This is a genomic window from Lactobacillus sp. UCMA15818 (genome assembly GCF_030400225.1).
Classification (GTDB): domain Bacteria; phylum Bacillota; class Bacilli; order Lactobacillales; family Lactobacillaceae; genus Liquorilactobacillus.
On sequence record NZ_VJYB01000001.1, the window covers coordinates 314,624 to 334,279 of the forward strand.

At 37.4% G+C, this 19,656-nt stretch carries 21 protein-coding genes; 2 read left to right on the forward strand and 19 right to left on the reverse strand.

The genetic code is table 11. The features are described 5' to 3' along the window. Positions 1–14: 14 nt before the first annotated feature. The 16 genes from FFX44_RS01525 to FFX44_RS01600 all read right to left on the reverse strand — a co-directional run bounded on the left by FFX44_RS01525 (position 15) and on the right by FFX44_RS01600 (position 14,236). Positions 15–1,001: a rod shape-determining protein gene (locus FFX44_RS01525; RefSeq protein WP_289977229.1), complete on the reverse strand. Its 987-nt coding sequence runs from the start codon at positions 999–1,001 to the stop codon at positions 15–17. A gap of 163 nt (positions 1,002–1,164) precedes the next feature. Beyond that, positions 1,165–2,469: a UDP-N-acetylglucosamine 1-carboxyvinyltransferase gene (gene murA, locus FFX44_RS01530; RefSeq protein WP_289977231.1), complete on the reverse strand. Its 1,305-nt coding sequence runs from the start codon at positions 2,467–2,469 to the stop codon at positions 1,165–1,167. Between the two features lie 34 nt (positions 2,470–2,503). After that, entirely contained in the window at positions 2,504–2,740 is a 237-nt protein-coding gene (locus FFX44_RS01535) for a DUF1146 family protein (protein ID WP_289977232.1), read from the reverse strand. A 182-nt stretch (positions 2,741–2,922) separates the two neighbouring features. Then, a complete protein-coding gene (locus FFX44_RS01540) occupies positions 2,923–3,348 on the reverse strand; it encodes a F0F1 ATP synthase subunit epsilon (protein ID WP_289977234.1) in 426 nt (141 codons plus the stop codon). Between the two features lie 14 nt (positions 3,349–3,362). Continuing rightward, positions 3,363–4,766, reverse strand: coding sequence for a F0F1 ATP synthase subunit beta (gene atpD, locus FFX44_RS01545; protein WP_289977235.1), 1,404 nt, complete (start codon positions 4,764–4,766; stop codon positions 3,363–3,365). Between the two features lie 24 nt (positions 4,767–4,790). After that, a complete protein-coding gene (locus tag FFX44_RS01550; RefSeq protein ID WP_289977236.1) occupies positions 4,791–5,741 on the reverse strand; it encodes a F0F1 ATP synthase subunit gamma in 951 nt (316 codons plus the stop codon). A gap of 18 nt (positions 5,742–5,759) precedes the next feature. Beyond that, on the reverse strand, positions 5,760–7,274 hold the full coding sequence (atpA, locus tag FFX44_RS01555) for a F0F1 ATP synthase subunit alpha (protein ID WP_289977237.1): 1,515 nt from the start codon (positions 7,272–7,274) through the stop codon (positions 5,760–5,762). Between the two features lie 23 nt (positions 7,275–7,297). Then, the gene (gene atpH, locus FFX44_RS01560) at positions 7,298–7,840 is read right to left on the reverse strand and encodes an ATP synthase F1 subunit delta (protein ID WP_289977238.1); all 543 of its coding nucleotides are present in this window, start codon (positions 7,838–7,840) and stop codon (positions 7,298–7,300) included. Next, positions 7,827–8,354, reverse strand: a complete 528-nt coding sequence (gene atpF / locus FFX44_RS01565; RefSeq protein ID WP_289977239.1) for a F0F1 ATP synthase subunit B — start codon at positions 8,352–8,354, stop codon at positions 7,827–7,829. The genes atpH and atpF overlap by 14 nt, the downstream gene beginning before the upstream one ends. A 60-nt stretch (positions 8,355–8,414) precedes the next feature. After that, positions 8,415–8,636, reverse strand: a complete 222-nt coding sequence (atpE, locus tag FFX44_RS01570) for a F0F1 ATP synthase subunit C (protein ID WP_289977241.1) — start codon at positions 8,634–8,636, stop codon at positions 8,415–8,417. Between the two features lie 17 nt (positions 8,637–8,653). Next, positions 8,654–9,367 carry a F0F1 ATP synthase subunit A gene (gene atpB, locus FFX44_RS01575; protein WP_289977242.1) on the reverse strand — a complete coding sequence of 238 codons (714 nt, stop codon included), beginning with the start codon at positions 9,365–9,367 and terminating at the stop codon, positions 8,654–8,656. A 605-nt stretch (positions 9,368–9,972) separates the two neighbouring features. Beyond that, on the reverse strand, positions 9,973–10,602 hold the full coding sequence (gene upp / locus FFX44_RS01580) for a uracil phosphoribosyltransferase (RefSeq protein ID WP_289977243.1): 630 nt from the start codon (positions 10,600–10,602) through the stop codon (positions 9,973–9,975). Between the two features lie 74 nt (positions 10,603–10,676). Beyond that, a complete protein-coding gene (locus tag FFX44_RS01585; RefSeq protein ID WP_289977244.1) occupies positions 10,677–11,690 on the reverse strand; it encodes an L-threonylcarbamoyladenylate synthase in 1,014 nt (337 codons plus the stop codon). A 15-nt stretch (positions 11,691–11,705) separates the two neighbouring features. Then, on the reverse strand, positions 11,706–12,542 hold the full coding sequence (prmC, locus tag FFX44_RS01590; protein WP_289977245.1) for a peptide chain release factor N(5)-glutamine methyltransferase: 837 nt from the start codon (positions 12,540–12,542) through the stop codon (positions 11,706–11,708). Next, on the reverse strand, positions 12,539–13,618 hold the full coding sequence (gene prfA / locus FFX44_RS01595; RefSeq protein ID WP_289977246.1) for a peptide chain release factor 1: 1,080 nt from the start codon (positions 13,616–13,618) through the stop codon (positions 12,539–12,541). Before prfA ends, prmC begins: the two co-directional genes overlap by 4 nt. Before the next feature lie 45 nt (positions 13,619–13,663). Continuing rightward, positions 13,664–14,236 (reverse strand): thymidine kinase, encoded by a 573-nt coding sequence (locus tag FFX44_RS01600; RefSeq protein WP_289977247.1) that lies wholly within the window; start codon positions 14,234–14,236, stop codon positions 13,664–13,666. 479 nt (positions 14,237–14,715) lie between these two features. On the opposite strand from FFX44_RS01600, the gene FFX44_RS01605 reads away from it, so the two are divergent. Continuing rightward, positions 14,716–16,065, forward strand: coding sequence for a Mur ligase family protein (locus tag FFX44_RS01605; RefSeq protein ID WP_289977249.1), 1,350 nt, complete (start codon positions 14,716–14,718; stop codon positions 16,063–16,065). Then, positions 16,065–16,769: a glutamine amidotransferase gene (locus tag FFX44_RS01610; protein WP_289977250.1), complete on the forward strand. Its 705-nt coding sequence runs from the start codon at positions 16,065–16,067 to the stop codon at positions 16,767–16,769. The genes FFX44_RS01605 and FFX44_RS01610 overlap by 1 nt, the downstream gene beginning before the upstream one ends. 165 nt (positions 16,770–16,934) lie before the next feature. Here FFX44_RS01610 and manA read toward each other — a convergent pair whose 3' ends face one another. From manA to FFX44_RS01625, 3 genes are read right to left on the reverse strand one after another with little or no spacing between them, the layout of a single operon-like run. Further along, the gene (gene manA / locus FFX44_RS01615; protein ID WP_289977251.1) at positions 16,935–17,903 is read right to left on the reverse strand and encodes a mannose-6-phosphate isomerase, class I; all 969 of its coding nucleotides are present in this window, start codon (positions 17,901–17,903) and stop codon (positions 16,935–16,937) included. A 34-nt stretch (positions 17,904–17,937) separates the two neighbouring features. Beyond that, positions 17,938–18,942: a serine hydrolase domain-containing protein gene (locus FFX44_RS01620; protein WP_289977708.1), complete on the reverse strand. Its 1,005-nt coding sequence runs from the start codon at positions 18,940–18,942 to the stop codon at positions 17,938–17,940. Further along, positions 18,942–19,601: a histidine phosphatase family protein gene (locus tag FFX44_RS01625; RefSeq protein WP_289977252.1), complete on the reverse strand. Its 660-nt coding sequence runs from the start codon at positions 19,599–19,601 to the stop codon at positions 18,942–18,944. The genes FFX44_RS01620 and FFX44_RS01625 overlap by 1 nt, the downstream gene beginning before the upstream one ends. Between the last annotated feature and the right edge of the window lie 55 nt (positions 19,602–19,656).

The following is a 19,656-nucleotide window of genomic DNA, read 5'->3' on the forward strand; positions in this document are numbered from 1 at the left end:
CCCTTATTTTATAATTATTTCTTGCTTTTTTCTAAATGTTCTAATAAGAATCCCGTTCCCATTGCAACATCATCCAAAGGCGATTCAGCAACCATCACTGGAACTTTTAAATACTGTGAAAATAATTGATCAATTCCATTAAGCAATGCACCACCACCAGTTAAAACGATTCCACGATCAATAATATCTGCAGACAATTCAGGTGGTGTCTGTTCTAAGACATCTTTAGCGGCATCAATAACTGACATCATTGTTTCATGTAATGCACTCTCAATCTGATTAGAGGAAAGTGTAATCGTTCGTGGCAATCCATTCACAACATCACGTCCCCGAACTTCCATCTGTTCACCACGATGATCAGCCAAAACCGTCCCAATTTCAATTTTAATTTTTTCAGCAGTTCGTTCACCAATTTGTAAACCTTTTGTTTTGCGTGTATACGTCATAATGTCGGTATTCAAACGATCACCTGCTACTCTTAGCGAGCGGCTGACAACAATATCACCCAGAGAGAGAACTGCGATATCACTAGTTCCCCCACCAATATCGATTACCATACTGCCATGTGGTTGGAAAATATCCAAGCCAGCACCAATTGCGGCAACCTTAGGTTCTTCTTCAAGAAAGACATTTCCACCGCCAGATTTTTCCGCAGCTTGTCTAATTGCTTTACGTTCAATAGAAGTTGTATTAGTTGGACAACAAATTAAAATATTAGGTTTAGACATAAATCCTTTAACGTTAAGTTTCTTAATAAAATATGAGAGCATTTGTTCAGTTATATCAAAATCAGCGATTACTCCATCCTTCAATGGACGAATTGCTCGAATATTATTTGGAGTCCGCCCGACCATCTTGTAGGCTTCTGAACCAACGGCTAATACCCTCCCTGTGTGAGTATCGATTGCAACTACTGATGGTTCATTCAAGACAATCCCCTTGCCTTTTAAATTAATTAAAACATTAGCAGTTCCCAAATCAATACCAATATCTTTAGCCATAGCTATTCTCCTTTAATAAATTTATATGTAGTATTTTAAAAATAAGAACAATTCTGATTGTTCTACAAAAAACCTACTACATTATATCACAAACAATCCCCCACAAAAATATTGAATTATAACAAATTTAGGATTAAGCGATGACTTTAGAGATACTTAATTATTAAGGCTTTGAAATTATTCTGCTTTTAACCTCATTCAAGTTTTCTTCATTGATCCTTGTAATTTCAGCTCCTAAAGCTGCAAGTTTCTGATGAAAATGATAGTACCCACGATCAAGGTACTTCAGATGTGTCACTTGAGTGTAACCTTCTGCAGCCAGGCCCGCTAAAACTAAAGCTGCAGCAGCGCGCAAGTCAGTTGCCGCTACCTCAGCACCGTGTAACTTTGTTGGGCCATGAAGAATTGCAGAACGGCCTTCAACCCTAACATCAGCATTCATTCTTCTTAATTCATCAAAGTGCATGAAACGATTCTCAAATACCGTTTCCGTTACAACACTCTCGCCCTTTGCCAATAGTTGCAAAATAGATATCTGTGGTTGCATATCTGTTGGAAAGCCAGGATGAGGTAATGTTTTAACCGCTACAGGGTTCAACTGTGTCGTTCCGATTACTCGAATTCCCTCATCCTCTTCAGTTACAGAAACCCCCATCTCTTCCAGTTTAGAAATTAACGGGCGGTTATGTTCTGCAATTGCGTTCTTAACTAAGACATTCCCATTAGTAACAGCAGCAGCCACCATAAATGTGCCAGCTTCAATTCTATCTTGCACAATTGTATGATCAGTGCCATGTAACTCATTCACACCAACAATTTTCAATCGTTCAGTTCCTGCACCGCTGACACTTGCACCCATTTTATTTAAAACATTTGCTAGGTCAACGATTTCAGGTTCACGCGCAACATTTTCAATAATAGTCGTCCCTTTAGCAAGGGTAGCTGCCATCATGATGTTCTCTGTTGCACCAACACTTGGAAAGTCCAAATAGATGTCTGCACCAACAAGTCCATCAGTTGTAGCCTCAATATAACCATCGTGATGTTCAACTATGGCACCCATCGCTTCAAGTCCCTTTAGATGCAGATCAATTGGTCTTGAGCCAATTGCACATCCTCCAGGCATTGCAACTTTAGCATGTCCTAAGCGTGCCAATAACGGACCAAAAACTACTATGGAAGCACGCATTTTGGAAACATATTTAAAAGGTGCTTCATATGATAACTCTGAAGTAGCATCCAATGACACAGTCTTGTTAACTTCGTCCATTTCAACTTTAACATTTAAAAAACGTAACACATTATTCATCATATAAACATCGGATAAGACCGGTACACTATCCAACTGCATTGTTCCTTCTTTTGCTAATAAACTCGCTGCCAAAATTGGTAAAACAGCATTCTTTGCTCCCTCAATTTCAACACTGCCGACAAGCTGGTTACCGCCATGAACGATTATTTTTTCCAAAATGATTCCTCCAAGTTATCATAATAAGTATTTTTTATTTTTGAAATAAATAAGACAAATTGCGTACATTATTTATGAAGTCCAAGAAAAATGAACTGCACATGTATCCAATTGCAATAGATACCATTACAATCAGAATTTTGAACATACCTTGTTTTTGTGAGGATATGTAACGATCTAGACGTAAGGCTTGCACACAATAAAACGCAAGAAAAACAAACACAAAGTTACATAAAATGTTAAGTAATGCAGTTAGTCCATAATAATTCATTATTCACACTCCTCTAAAAGATACAGTCTAATATTATCATAAAAAAAAATACAAGTCTTTAAATATGTAATAAGTTTGTAATATTTTAATCATTTCTTACTTTTAATGCACTGTACAAAAAAATCATCCGATTTATAAAATAATCGAATGATTAAAAATGAATATTTTTTTAACTGTTATTACTAGTGTCCTGAAATATTTATACGATTAACCGCTCTTCTTAATGCAATCTCAGCACGCTTAGTAGTATCAATATCATTACTTTGCTTTGCAGCTTCTAAACGACGTTCCGCACGTTCACGAGCCTTAGTAGCACGAACCATATCAATATTTTCTTTTTTCTCTGCACTATTTGCCACAATTGTTGCAACATTATCAGAGAACTCGACAAAGCCTCCACTGATTGCAATTTCATCAAACTTGTCATCAGTACCTTGTACTTTGACTCTCACTTCATCAATTTCTAGAGAAGCGATCAGAGGAATATGATTTGGTAAAATACCAATCTCACCCGCAATAGTCTTAAAAACTGCTAATCTTGTTTGACTCTCATAGACACTGCCATCAGGAGTAACCACACTAACTGTCAATAAATCTTCTTCAGCCATCAAAGTTACCCCCTTTATTTGCTAGTCATTTTCTTAGCTTTTTCAACTACCTCTTCGATGCGTCCAACTGAACGGAATGCATCTTCAGGAAGATCGTCATATTTACCTTCCAAAATATCCTTGAAACCTGTAACAGTTTCCTTAACTGGAACATAAGAGCCTGGTACACCAGTAAACTGTTCTGCAACATGGAAGTTTTGTGATAAGAAAAATTGGATACGTCGAGCACGAGCGACAATTACCTTTTCATCATCAGAGAGTTCATCCATCCCAAGAATTGAGATGATATCTTGCAGCTCACGATAACGCTGTAAAACATGCTGAACATCAGTAGCAATTTTATAATGTTCTTCACCAACTATTTCTGGTGCTAAAGCACTAGAAGTAGAAGCTAAAGGATCAACGGCAGGATATATACCTTGCTGTGTCAGACTACGTTCAAGGTTAGTTGTAGCATCCAAATGAGCGAAGGTTGTTGCTGGTGCTGGATCAGTATAATCATCAGCTGGAACATAGACAGCCTGAATAGACGTTACTGACCCCTTCTTTGTAGATGTGATACGTTCTTGTAACTGACCCATTTCTGTAGCAAGCGTTGGTTGGTACCCAACGGCTGACGGAATACGGCCAAGCAACGCTGAAACTTCTGAACCAGCCTGCGTAAAGCGGAAAATATTATCAATAAATAGCAGTACGTCTTGTCCTTCTGTATCACGGAAATATTCTGCAATCGTCAATCCCGTCAGAGCAACACGCATACGTGCACCAGGCGGCTCGTTCATCTGACCGAACACCATGGCCGTTTTCTCCAAGACACCTGATTCTTTCATCTCAAAATAAAGGTCATTACCTTCACGAGTTCGTTCACCAACACCTGTAAACACGGAAATACCGTTATGTTCTTGTGCAATATTGTGAATAAGTTCCTGAATTAAAACAGTCTTCCCAACACCGGCACCACCGAACAATCCGATTTTTCCACCTTTAATATAAGGTGCAAGTAAATCAATAACCTTAATACCTGTTTCAAGAATTTCAACTTTCGTATTCAATTGGTCATATGGTGGTACTTCACGATGGATTGGATGACGAGCTGCATCATCCGCAAATTCTTCACCACCATCAATTGATTCACCTAGAACATTGAACACACGTCCTAACGTTTCCTTACCTACTGGAACACTAATTGATGTACCAGTATCTTCAACTTTTGCGCTTCTTTGAACACCATCTGTTGAATCCATCGCTATGGTACGCATTACTCCATCACCAAGTTCAAGAGCAACTTCAACAACAAGATTTGAGCCGTTTGCTCGTTCAACATTCAGCGCATTATTAATATCAGGTAATTTTTCGCTAAGAGGAAATTGAACATCAATAACAGGTCCGATAACTTGAACTACTTTACCAGAACTCATTTAAACATTCCTCCAATCATCTTATTAATCAAGAGCAGCTTGTGCGCCTGTAATTTCCGTAATTTCAGTAGTAATCGCGCTTTGACGAGCTCGGTTATACTGTAATTCCAATGAGGAAATAATATCCTTTGCATTATCAGTTGCAGACTTCATCGCCATTGAACTAGAGCCATGTTCAGAAGTTTTTGCATCAAGAATTGCACCATAGATTAAACTTTCTGCATATTGGGGCAATACTACTTCTAAAATTGCATCTTCTGAAGGTTCCATCTCATATTCAGCCGAAAATCCTTGTTCATTGTCTTCTGTTAAATCATCATTGCCTACATTCATTGCAGAAATTGGCAACATTGGTTCAGCACGAAACTCTGATGTCAGTGAATTGACAAAGTGATTATAACAAACAAATAGTTCATCATAGGTTTCATCATCATACATATCAATAATTTTTTTAACTAATTGATGAGTTTCTCTGAATTTTGGAATGTCCTTAACTCCACGAAATTCAAAGGGAACTTTGTAGCCCCTCTTCTTAAAGAAGTCGGCGCCAGTACCGCCAACCGCAATAATCACTATATCTTCTGTGGAATGGTTGCCACCACTGATTAATTCCAGTGTCTGTTTGATTACATTACTATTGTAACTCCCCACTAATCCACGATCAGAAGTAATTACCACAATCCCTGTACATTTTACTGGCCGTTTAACAAGCATGCTCAATCCATCAATCTGATCATCATTTTCACGCGCTTCTTTCGAGCGAGGTGTAATAGATGCACCCCCATCAAGAAGATGAGACTTGGCAAGATGAGTGATAACACTACGAATTTTATTAGCATACACCTGATAGCTAGTCGTATGACGTTGAATCTGACTCAATTTAGCAGTCGAAACCATCTGCATTGCACCAGTGATTTGTTCTGTCTTTTTAGTTGAAGAGATTCTTCGCTTAATTTCTTGTAGAGAAGCCCCCACTAGCCTTCACCGACCTTTCTATTTCCCAGCAGTTGCTTGAAATCCATTAGCAAAATCTTTAATTCCTTCATCAAGTTTGTCTGTATCTGGCAGAGCACCCGTTTCCTTGATAGAATCCAATAAATCCTTATGGTTGTTGTCAAAGAAAGCGAATAACTCACCCTGATAACGCATAATATCATCAACTGGGACAGCATCCAAGAAACCATGTGTCAATGCATACAAAATCAAAACTTGTTTCTCAACTACCAATGGTTCATGCAAAGGTTGCTTCAGAACTTCAACAGTCCTACGACCACGACCCAACTTAGCTTGTGTAGCAGCATCTAAGTCAGAACCGAATTGTGCAAATGATTCCAATTCACGATATGATGCTAAATCAAGACGTAAGGTCCCAGATACCTTCTTCATTGCCTTAATCTGAGCAGCACCACCAACACGAGAAACAGATGTCCCAGCATCAATCGCTGGACGAATACCTGAATAGAAATTGTTACTATCCAAGAATATCTGACCATCAGTAATTGAAATAACGTTTGTAGGAATATAGGCAGAAACATCACCCGCTTTTGTTTCAATAAATGGTAAAGCGGTCATTGAACCGCCACCCAATTCATCACTCAACTTAGCAGCACGTTCCAATAAGCGTGAATGCAAGTAGAAAACATCACCAGGATAAGCTTCACGACCAGGTGGACGTCTCAAAATCAAGGAAAGTTCACGATAAGCATCCGCTTGCTTTGTTAAATCATCATAAATAATTAGAACATGTTTGCCATTGTACATGAATTCTTCACCCATGGCAGCTCCAGAATATGGTGCAAGCCATAATATAGGTGCTGGAGATGAGGGACCAGCAGAAACAACAATTGTATATTCCATAGCACCATAGCTACGAAGTGTTTCCACCTGACTTCTAACCGTTGACTCTTTTTGACCAATCGCAACATAGACACAAATCATATTCTGATCTTTTTGATTAATAATCGTATCAATCGCAACAGAAGTCTTACCTGTCTTACGGTCACCAATTACCAACTCACGCTGTCCACGACCAATAGGTACCAATGCATCAATCGCTTTAATACCTGTTTGCAACGGTTCACTAACTGACTTACGCTGCATAACACCAGGTGCTTTCTTCTCGACTGGACGAGTCTTGTCGACTTTAATTTCTCCTAAGCCATCAATTGCTTGACCCAAAGGATTAACTACACGTCCAATCAGTTGTTCACCCACTGGAACTTCCATAATTCTTCCAGTTCTTTTAACACTGTCACCTTCACGAATCCCTTGATAAGAACCAAGAATAACGATACCAACATCGTTTGACTCAAGGTTTTGCGCCATTCCCAACGTTCCATCAGCGAATTCAAGTAATTCACCTGCCAAGGCGTTATCAAGTCCAGTTGCACGGGCAATCCCATCACCGACATATGTAACTGTTCCGACTTCATCAACTTTGAGTTCGTCGTGATAATTTGCTAATTGCTGTTTAATCAGAGCACTTATTTCCTCAGCCTTAATGCTCATAGAAGTTTCACCTCTTTATATAATCATTTCAAAAGCATTCTTTTGATTTGTGCAAATCTTAACTTTAAAGAACCATCATAGATATAGTCATTCGATCTAAGAATTACTCCTCCAATAATATCGGAGTCAACTTTCTCTTCCAGTATCACTTTGTTTGCACCAACAATTCTCGCAAAAGAATCTGCTAATTTATCCTTTTGTTCACTATCTAAAGGAATAGCCGTTGTAACTGTTGCTTTGACTGTTTTCTCGTATTCATCGTTTAATCTATTATATTCATCAATAATGACAGCCAAATCACCAATACGATTATAGTCAAACAACATATCCAATAAGTTCTTTAAAGTCTCGGAAGCTGAATCACCCAAAGTTCTGATAAACTTTTGCTTATCAGTTCTAGCAATTTGCTTGCTAGTCAAAAGCAACATCATTTTAGGTTCATCAACGAGCACTTGCTTTAGTTCTGCCAATTCCGTTTTAAGATCTTGACGTTCATCTTTTTCAAGTGCCAATTCAAACAGTGCACTCCCATATCGGTGGGCTATCATTGTCTTATTTAACTTCATTTTGCTTCCCCAACCCTTCGATATAAGAATCAATTAAGGCCTTTTGATCACCAAGCTGCAAGTTCTTCGAGATAACCTTTGAAGCAATTTCAAGTGACAATTCAGCTACATCATTCTTGACGCCTTCTAAAGCATCTTGGCGTTCGCGTACAATATCTTGCTTTGCTGTTTCCTTAAATGATTGGGCTTCGCTATGAGCATTTTCAACAATGATATTTTTTTGCTGTTCACCATTTTTCTTTGCACGCTCAATAATTTGTGATGCCTCAACATGCGACTCCTTCAGAGCGCTCTGCCTTTTTTCTGCGAGTTCCTCAGCCTTTTGTCGAGCATCCTCAGCAGAATCGATATCATCTGCAATTTTATTTGCACGCTTATCCATCATCTCATTGACAGGACCCCATGCAAAATGTTTCAACAGTGCAAGTAACACGATAAACAAGACTAGATAAAATAACATATCTCCCCATTTAACAGACGTTGCAACAGTACCAAGTATAAAATCTGTACCCATTTAATTGACACCTCCTCTGTTTTGCCAACTTAAATAATTCAAATCTGTTCAAACAGAAGATTATTTTGCCAACAAAAGAAATGAAATAACAATTGCGATAATTGGAACGGCTTCAACCAAACCAACACCGATGAACATATTAGTACGTAATTTACCTTCTAATTCAGGTTGACGCGCCATACCTTCGATCATTTTAGAAATTACAAGACCGTTACCAATCGCAGCACCAATCGCAGCACCTGCAGCGGCTAAACCTGCACCTATTAAAGCTAATGAACTCATAGTTAAATCCTCCTTGTTTACTCTTTTTCAATTTTTTGAGATATATAAACCATCGTCAAAGTTACAAACACATAGGCTTGAATACTCCCAATAAATACAGAAAATGCTTGCCAGATAAGTTCCAATGGAATAGCTGGAATAAATGATACCAGCCCAAATGACTTACCAAACTCATAAATCAACTTCAGCAGAACCTCACCAGAATAGATATTACCGTATAATCGAAGGGCCAGTGTAAGAAAGTTTGTAAATTCTTCAAGTATGCTTATGGGAAGCAAATAAGGAATTGGGCTTAAATAGGTATTTTTGATATACCCTCTAAAGCCAAATTTTTTGACTCCCAAGAAATGTGCAAAAAGCAAAACCATAAAAGCAAGTGTCATTGTTGTCATAGCATCCGCTGTTGGACTTCTAATGTAATCTATATTATTTACATTAACCTGCAGCATCAACCCTAACTGGTTCGACACAAATATGAAAGAAAACAATGTAAAAATCAGGAGTCCAAATTGACTTCCTTCTTTATTGGGCATTGTACTCTTAATAATACCGTTGGTAAAATCGATTATCCATTCAAGAACGTTTTGTCTTCCCGTAGGTTTCAGCCGTATTTTGCGTGACAACCAAAACATAGTAAAAAACACGATTATTGCCGCAAGTAAACCCGGCAGATCATTGCTAATGTTGAAAGGAATTCCAAAGATTTCTTGAACATATGCTCCCTCATTCACCAAGTCTCACCTCTCTTCCTCTTGATGGCATGACTCATCAAATTTAGAAAAATATGTGCAAAAGCCTAATAACAAGCGCTTTTTAATACACAAGAAATGATACCACCATTTAAGAAAAATTACAAAACGTTTTTAAAGACTTGGAGAGCGCTTTCTTATATGATATAATAATCTTTTATAATTAAATAATTATTATTATTATTATTTCACTTGCTGCATCCATCCTTATTTGTGTACTGCTTGGCAAGTATGATTTGTGTACTTGGGTCTTTTAAAAGAAAAACATGTCATCCATACTGATACTGTCTAAAATAGGTTTCCTTGTGTACAATATAAATATATTTTTTTTTGCAAATAAATTAATGATCTTGTGATTTCTCTCATTCAACAAAAAAACATGATAAAATTCTGGTATAAGTTGGTAAAATTTGGATAATAATCCAAAAATAAATTACAATCAAAATATGCTCTCTCTTATGAATAATTCAAAGTTGAACAAAGAATCTTAAATGATAAAATAAAAAAGTTGAATCAAAATGTAACTTTTGACCCAACCTCTCCATACTTCATTATTGTAAAATCATTTTTCTAATAAAATAATATAATTACTTAGTACCAAATAAGCGGTCTCCTGCATCACCTAAACCGGGAACAATATAACCATTTTCATTTAGATGATCATCCAGTGCTGCCGCAAAAATATCAATATCGGGATGTGCAGCACGTAAAGCCTTGACTCCTTCAGGTGCGGCAACGAGACAAACAAATTTTATTGTGACCGCTCCGCGTTTCTTTAACGCATCAACAGCCATAATCGCAGAACCTCCTGTTGCAAGCATTGGATCAACTACAAAAATCTCACGACTCTCCATATTTTCAGGCATCTTGACGAAATACTCAACTGGCTTCAATGTTTCCTCGTCACGATACATTCCTACATGTCCAACTTTTGCCGCTGGAATCAACTCAAGAATTCCATCAACCATTCCTAACCCCGCACGTAAAATAGGTACAATCACAACTTTTTTGCCGGTAAGGCTCTTCTTCGTTGTAACAGTTATCGGTGTTTCGACCTGAACATCTTCAAGTGGCATGTCTCTTGATACCTCATAGGCCATCAACTCAGCAATTTCATTAACAACCTCACGAAATTCGCGTGTTCCACAATTCTTATCACGAATAATTGTTAACTTATGTTGGATCAATGGATGATCAAGTACTTCAAATTTTCCCAATCTAGACACTCCTTCTTTATTCTTAACTATTTTAGCGGAAAAAAAGTAATTTGGCTAGCTTATTTCATCTTAAATTAATTTACAAAAAATTGATCTCCTGCAGCTTTTTTCAAGCGATTCATATAGGCAATTCCTAAGCCCTCTTCTGCGAAACCTGCAACTAGAATCTTTTTTATATCTTCATGGTCATCAAAATACCTTAACCCTGCAAAAAGATTATGACTTGCCTGCTCAATATCAGCTCCTAAATCAAAAAAATCACAATTTTCTGGAAGGTTTTGTTTCTGCACCTGTGAAGCCATTACACCAATTCGATCAGATTGTTCTTTGGCCCATGTTATTGCAGCCTTCCACTTATCTTCCTCAACTATTAGTACTTGTGCGTCAGGAGCATAATGCTTGTATTTCATTCCTGGAGCTTTGGGAGTTTCATCTGCACCAATCTTATGTTGATCTGTACCCAATTGTTTCTGCAAAACATCTTCTATTTCTTCAACTGTAACTGCACCTGGACGCAAGATAAGCGGTTTTTCAGTCGACATATCAATAATTGTTGACTCAACTCCAACTTGAGTTGGCCCATCATCAACAATTCCCGCAATTCTTCCTTCAAGATCATGATAAACATGTGCTGCAGTAGTGGGACTCGGCTTCCCAGATGAATTAGCTGATGGTCCCACAATTGGAACTCGCGCAAATTCTATTAATTTTCTAGTAACCTCACTTTGAGGCATTCTAAAAGCAGCGGTCTTTAGTCCACCAGTAACTGCTTTTGAAAGAGAATTGGGTTTAATATTAAATACTAATGTCAATGAACCAGGCCAAAAATTTTTAATTAACTTCCTAGCATCATCGCTAATATCTCTTGCAAACTTTTCCATCATCTCAATTGAGGAGACCGTAACTATTAATGGATTATCAGATGGCCGCCCTTTCGCTAAGTAAACTCGTTTAACTGCCAATTCATTCGTAGCATCTGCTCCAAGACCATAAACCGTTTCGGTAGGAAATGCAATCAGTTCGCCTTTACTTAATTCATCTGCAGCTTGTTTTACTTCAGTTGGCTTATAGATTTTTGTAATCAGCATCTTTTCTTCTCCTTATCATATCGTTACTTTTACCATTCGATCATTTCCATAAAAGTCCTGTCTAATTTCAACTCTGCCTACATTCTCGAATAATTTTGCGACTTGTTTTCCTTGCTTAAATCCAATTTCCAAATAAAGCTTTCCACCTGGTTTAAGGTAGTTCACAATTTCTTCGGCAAACTTACGATAAAAAAACAAACCATTTTCTTGTGCAAATAATGCTTCTTTAGGTTCATACTTAAGCACCGATTTGTCCATCAAGTTCACTTCAGTAGTTGCAATATATGGTGGATTAGAGACTATCAAATCGTATTTATCGTCTAAAACAGACAATAAATCCCCCGCTGCAAACCTAACATCTGCTCCCAAATTAATTGCATTTATCCGTGCAACCGCTAAAGTTTTCTCCGAAATATCTGACAAAGTCACGTCCCAATTAGGGCGTTCAAGCTGCAAAGATATCCCAATTGCACCTGTCCCGGTACCAATATCAGCTATTTTCTTTGCTGCATCAGCTAACGGGTTATCTAATATTATCCATTCAACCAGTTCTTCTGTTTCAGGACGGGGTATCAATGTGTCTTCCGTCACCTGAAAGGCATGTCCAAAAAACTGCGTATGTCCTAGAATATATTGCACCGGGCAATCCGCTTGATACATTTTTACTGATTTTTTAAATTGCTCAAACTCAGTACCAGTTAGATTTGTCCGCAAATTCTCCAACAATTGTACCTCATTCCATCCCCTAATATCCATTAGAAGTAGTCCAATTGCATTCTTTTTCTCTTCATCATCTTTATTTATAAAAGAAAAAGCCCATTTCTGGGCCTCAAAAAAACTCATGCTAATCATTTTTGCAGACTCTCCAATGCTTTGGTCTGATCAAATAAAATCAATGCATCAATCACATCTTCCAACTCGCCATTCATAATACGATCTAGCTTATTAAGTGTTAAACCAATGCGGTGATCTGTGACACGATTTTGTGGGTAGTTGTAAGTCCTGATTCGTTCGGAACGATCTCCTGTTCCCACGGCTGACTTACGATTTTGATCATATTCGCTTTGCTCTTTTGAAGAATAATAATCATATACACGTGCTTTCAAGATTTTCATTGCTTTTTCACGGTTTTGTTGTTGTGAACGCTGGTCCTGCATTGCCACAACAATTCCAGTGGGCAAATGTGTCATTCGAACGGCTGAAGATGTCTTATTGATATGTTGTCCGCCAGCACCGGAAGAACGATAAACATCTACACGGATATCCTTTGGATCCAAATCAATCTCAACATCCTCTTCTTCAGGCATAACTACCACAGTTGCTGTTGAAGTATGCACCCGGCCTGCGGATTCTGTCACAGGAACTCGTTGAACACGATGGGCCCCATTCTCGTATTTTAGTTTTGAATAGACACTGTCACCATTAATCAGCAATGCGATTTCCTTAAATCCCCCAACTTCTGTGACATTCTTATCCAAGACTTCAATTGTCCAGCCTTCTTTTTCAACAAATTTAGAATACATTCCAAATAAGTCAGCTGCAAAAAGACTAGCTTCATCTCCGCCAGCAGCACCACGAATTTCCATAATAATATTTTTTTCATCATTGGGGTCCTTAGGTAATAATAGGACCTTAATCTCAGCTTCTAATGCCTCTTTATCAGCCTTTGCTGCCGCTAATTCTTCTTTAACCATTGAAGCCATCTCGTCATCGAGTTTCTCACCTAACATCTCTTCATCATCTTTGATAGTTTGAACAGCTTCTTTGTACTGAGCATACTTCTCAACAGTCTCTCTTAAATCAGCCATTTCCCTTGAAAGACTCGTAAACTTTCTAGTATCACTGATAATATCCGGATCAGATAGTAATTCGCCCAACTCTTCATAGCGATCCTCAAGCGATTGCAAGCGATCAAATAAATCATTCATTTAAAAACATTCCTCCATCTTTTCTTCTATAATATTTATAATTTATTAATTCAAAGGCGGCCTTAAATAATGCTTACGACATACAGGATAATATGCTTCATTTCCGCCAATCAAGATTTGCTCACCATTATATACTGGATGTCCATCGTGAACTCTAAGATTCATAATTGCTTTCTTAGCACAAAACCAGCAAATTGTCTTCATCTCTTCGATCTTATCAGCATATAATAACAAGTATTTCGAGCCTTCAAATAATTCATTACGAAAATCATTTTTCAATCCAAAAGCCATAACTGGAATATTTATCTCATCAACAATCCTAGCAAGTTCCTTGATATGGTGCTGCCTCAAAAACTGTGCCTCATCAATTAACACACATGCTATTTTCTTGTCTATCCTAGTAATTAACTCATAAACATCTGTATCTTCGTAAATTGGAGTAGCTCTTCTTTTTAACCCAATCCGGCTTGTGATAAATCCAATTTCATCCCGATCATCAACAGCACTAGTCATAATTATGACTGCCTTATTTTGTTCCTCATAATTATGTGCAACTTTCAATATTTCAATACTCTTTCCACTATTCATTGCACCATAACGGAAAAACAACTGTGCCATGACTATCAACTCCAAATTTTTACTTTCCTAATTAAGTATATATGATTTTCTTATAGATTTCACTATTCATATGACAGATGTTTCAGTATTTCTATTAAGAATGGTTTTTTATCTGGCAGTACACTAACCTTTTCTCTAGATTTTGTGCTATTATTCTCTTTGTGATTACAAAAGACAATATGACATGAGTTTGAAAGTTTTGATTATCAGTTCAAATTATGAGTATCGTGTTTTTTACTAGAAGTAATTTTAATTTGGACTAATTAATTAACTCTTTGAACACATTTATAAGTAATTAACACGGGGAGTGTGCCATAAGTCGGGAAAATTTGAGTATTAACTCGAAATTACGAACATAGCGAGTACTTTGCTATGAGTAATTCAAAGTTAGACGGAGAATTTTGACTTATGAAACACGTTTATACGGAATAAATAGAGAAACTGAATCAAAATTTAGCTTTGGAAACGGAGGAAATACAATGTCACTCAAAAGTTCAATGGCAATTACTGCAGGGCGCACATCCTATTGGTTTTTGCATAACTTTTTACATGGTGGTACCGCATTACCAGGGAAAATAACGCTGGCAATTGATTCAGATGTACTGCAAGATCTCGCAAAAAATTACGAGACAGTTATTATAACTGGAACAAACGGGAAAACTTTGACAACCGCGCTCACAGTTAAAGCACTAAAAGTAAAATATCCGCAAGTATTAACTAATCCAAGTGGCTCTAATATGAAACAAGGAATAGTTACTGCCTTCTTAACTTCACAAAAAACTAGATCCGGCAAAAACTTGGCTGTACTTGAAACAGATGAAGCTAATGTAGAGCTTGTAACGAAATATGTTAAACCAAAAGTTTTTGTTTTAACCAATATTTTTCGTGATCAAATGGACCGTTATGGTGAAATTTATACAACTTATGCCAAAATTCTTGCAGGAATCAAATTAGAACCCTCTGCGACGATTATTGCAAATGGAGACGCACCGATTTTCAACAGCATAACGCTTCCTAATCCGGTTATCTACTACGGAATTGACGCGCAAGAAGATAAGGAACAACAAGCATTGCCGAATACCGATGGCTTATTGTGTCCAAGATGTCAGCACATCTTGCATTATAAACAGATTTCATATGCAAATTTGGGTAAATACTACTGTTCAAATTGCGATTTTAAACGACCAGAACTGGAGTTTTCAGTGTCTAAAATTACCCAACAAACCCCTCAAAGTTCTGAATTTGTTGTCAACGATACCGCAATCAATCTGCATATCGGTGGAGCCTATAATATCTATAATGCTTTAGCCGCGTATAGCATTGCCCGTTTTTTTGAAATTGACAGTCCCTTGATTGCAGCTGCATTAAATGATAATGATGAAAAGATTTTTGGCCGACAAGAAGTTATTAACGTTGATGATAAAAAAATAACCTTGATATTAGTGAAGAATCCTGTCGGCTTAGATCAGGTACTTGAAATGATTAAAACTGATTCAAATCCTTTCTCACTTGCTGTCTTGCTAAATGCAAATTATGCCGATGGTATTGATACAAGTTGGATTTGGGATGGCCGTTTTGAGAATCTCCCTTTCAACAATATTCCAAGGGTACTTGCTGGTGGGGAACGTTATCGCGATATCGCATTTCGTTTAAAAGTAGCTGGTGTTTCAGATAAGCAATTTATGGAACGTGAAAATCTGAACGAAGTTTTAGAGGTACTCAAAAAAATGCCTACCAATAAAATTTATGTTTTAGCAACCTATACAGCTGTGCTTCAATTACGTAAGTTACTAGCTAGCCAGTCCTATATCAAGGAGGGAATGGAATAATGAGTTTTAAGCTGAACGTTGCTCATCTCTACGGTGATCTCCTAAATACCTACGGCGACATTGGGAATATTCTCGTACTCGAATATTATGCCAAACAAATGAATGTTGAATTAACTTCTGAAATCGTCAGTTTAGACCAACAGTTTGAAGAATCTAAATTCGACTTTGCTTTTTTTGGTGGTGGACAAGACTACGAACAAGTCATCGTTTCAAAGGACATTCAAAATAAAAAGAAAAGCCTGACTTCCTTTATTGAAGATAATGGCCCAGTGCTTGCAATCTGTGGCGGCTATCAACTTCTTGGTGAGTACTATATCTCAGCCAAGGGTGAAAAAATAGCAGGAATTAATGCTCTTCCTCACTATACAAAAAGCCAAGACAATAACCGGTTTATCGGCGATATTACCATTAAAAACTCCGAGACTGGTCAAGAATATCATGGATTTGAAAATCATAACGGGATGACTTTCTTAGGCGAGGGCGAACGACCGCTTGGCACAGTTATTAGTGGCCATGGTAATAATGGCGCAGATAAGTCAGAAGGAGCCATCTATAAGAATGTTTTTTGTTCCTATTTTCATGGCCCAATTCTTGCACGTAATGGTGAGTTGGCCAAGAGGCTCCTATTATTGGCACTACGGCGCAAATACCCTACTACTGACTTTACCCGACAGGAACAGTTGGAAATTAGACCAACATATTAATTAGTCTTTTTTTAATAGAACAGTCTGCTAGTGTGCGGGCAAAATATATAGAGGAGCTATGTCAAAAATTAACGTTTGACATAGCTCCTCTATATTATTACGAATAAACGTATTCCATAAGTTAAAATTTAACAATCTAAGCGACATACTCTATTCAGATTCTTACTATGCTTTTTCCCCAGGCTCAGAAATAATCAACGTTAGATTACCTCTGAATTGCCATTGTTTCACAACAAATGGTAGGATAAAATGAACGCCTTTCTTGATTGAATACTCCTGATCTTCAATTATCAACTTACCATGACCATCAAGTACGGAAAACAACGTATATGGTGCTTTTGTTCGTATCCCCGTACTTTGTCCACCTTCTAACTCCAGCTTGTAAACACTAAAAAAGTCTGTTTGGACAAAAGTTGTAAGCGTCCCATCTCCTACTTTTGCAACCTTAGTCTCAAGTTTCGGATCCTCATGGGGAACATTCGTAACATCAATTGACTGTTGGATATGCAGCTCTCTTTTTTGTCCAGTCTTTTCATCAACACGATCAAAATCATAAACCCGATATGTTGTATCACTACTTTGTTGTGTTTCAAGAACCATAACACCCTTACCGATTGCATGAATAGTTCCACTTGGCACATACAAGAAATCGCCAGCCTTAACAGGAACATGTCTCAATAATTTATTCCATTGTTCATTCTCAATCAGCTCTGCTAACTCTGCACGTGACTTAGCATGATGCCCATAAATCATCTCAGAATCTTCATCAGCTGAGATTACATACCAACATTCTGTTTTTCCCAATTCATGCTCATGCTTCAAAGCATATTTGTCATCAGGATGAACTTGTACTGAGAGTGCTGTGCGTGCATCTAGGATTTTGGTCAATAATGGAAAAACATCGCCCTTGGCATTGCCAAACACTTCACGATGCGAATCCCAGAGTTCATTCAATTTAACACCCTTAAACTCCCCATTACTAATAGTTGCAGGCCCGTGAAGATGAGCAGAAATTGCCCAACACTCTCCCGTATGTTCACTTGGAATCTTGTAACCAAACTCACTAGCTAGTTTGTTTCCACCCCATATTTTTTCTTGGAAAGCTGGTTCTAAAAAAAGCGGTTCTTTTGACATAGCTGTTCCCCTCTCAATTTTGGCTTCGCTTACATTATATCTCTTTTTCACCTAAATATTCATCAATTATTTGGTCTCTGCGCAATAAAAATTCATCATTTGGCGTATGTGGATGCACCCTATTTGTCAGAACGATCAGTGCATCTTGCTGCTTTTTATCGATTAGAATAAATGTTCCCGTATATCCAGTATGATAGATACAAACCTCATTTGCCTGATTATCTCTTAAGTCCCAGCCATATGTTCTCCCTAAGTTGTGCGTTGGCGTCTGATCTTTAAACAATTCGTTCACTATATCCGTTTTAAAGAATGTACGGCTAGTGCTCTCGCTTAATAGCCATTTAGTAAACTTTGCTAAATCCTTGATTGTCATAAAAAGCCCTGCTGAACCACAGTGTTGCTGCAGAATATATGCCTTTGGATCATGAACAACACCTTGAATTAACCCACGCTTTTTTGTTATTTCTGTAGGCACACATTCGTTTTTAAGCGGTATAAATGTGCTATTATTTAAATTTAACGGCTTTAACACCACTTCTGTGATTACCCTTTGAACTGGTCTCTTATAGAATTTTTCAATAATCAGACCTAAAAAGATCATTCCAATATCAGTATAAACAACTTCATTCTCAAAAGTTGGGCCAACATGCAGTGTATACAATGCTTTCAATAGTTCCTGTGCGCTTAATTCATTTCTATTCTTAATATATCCAGTAATGCCAGAAGTATGCGTCAGCAAATGGCGAATTGTTACTCGACCATCAAAAAAATTTGGGAGATATTTGATAACCTTATCATCAAATGCCAATCTTCCTTCATCAACTAATTTTAGAATTACAGTTGTGGTTCCTACAACCTTGGTAAGTGATGCCACGTCGTATTTTAAGTCAGGGAGTAACTCCTGCAAACTAGGTTCTAGCTGTCGTTTTCCAAAAACTTCACTCTGCTCTTCTTCTTTATGAATCATGGTATAAGATACTCCAGGTACAATTCTATCTGAGACTAGTTTGTGTAATAAATCCGTTGTTTTTTCATTCATCATTTTTTCGACTTCTTCTTATTAATATTAACAATTTTAAATTCCCCATCATCGTAATCAACCTGACTGACACGGGCATTCTTCAACAGCAATAAAGGCACATCCCCACTCAAGTTCTCAATGAATAATGAAAGTATCAGCGCATGAGCCACAATTAAGATATTTATCTCCTGTCCATCATATTGTTTACCAATAGTAGACAAGGTCCTTGTAATTCTTATACTTAACTGCTTAGCATCTTCAATTTGTGCACCTTCATCCATTTTTCCAAACAAGTTAATGGCTGCTGCAACTCGTTTTTTTGAAATAGCCGCACCAAAAATCTGACCAATTCCCAATTTTTGGATAGCATTTGGAATCATATGCCGATTCTTCATCTCTTCAAAATTCCCAAAACTGATCTCTCTTAACCCAGGTTCACTAATTATCTTTGGCATTTTTCTTTGATTCTCACTCAAAATAATCCGCGCCGTTTCTTGTGTTCTTTTTAAATCACTGGTATAGACACTATAAAATTCGATATTTTGGAGCCGTACTCCGAGTTTGCTCGCTCTTCTTATTCCTTTTTTTGTTAAAGGAGAATCTGTAATCCCTTGAAGGCGGTGATACCTATTCAACTGTGTCTGACCATGTCGAACTAAATAGAAATGTACTGTCATACTTTCACCCCATTCAAAGAATTTCTTTAGTTGGTTCAATTATACCAAAAATACT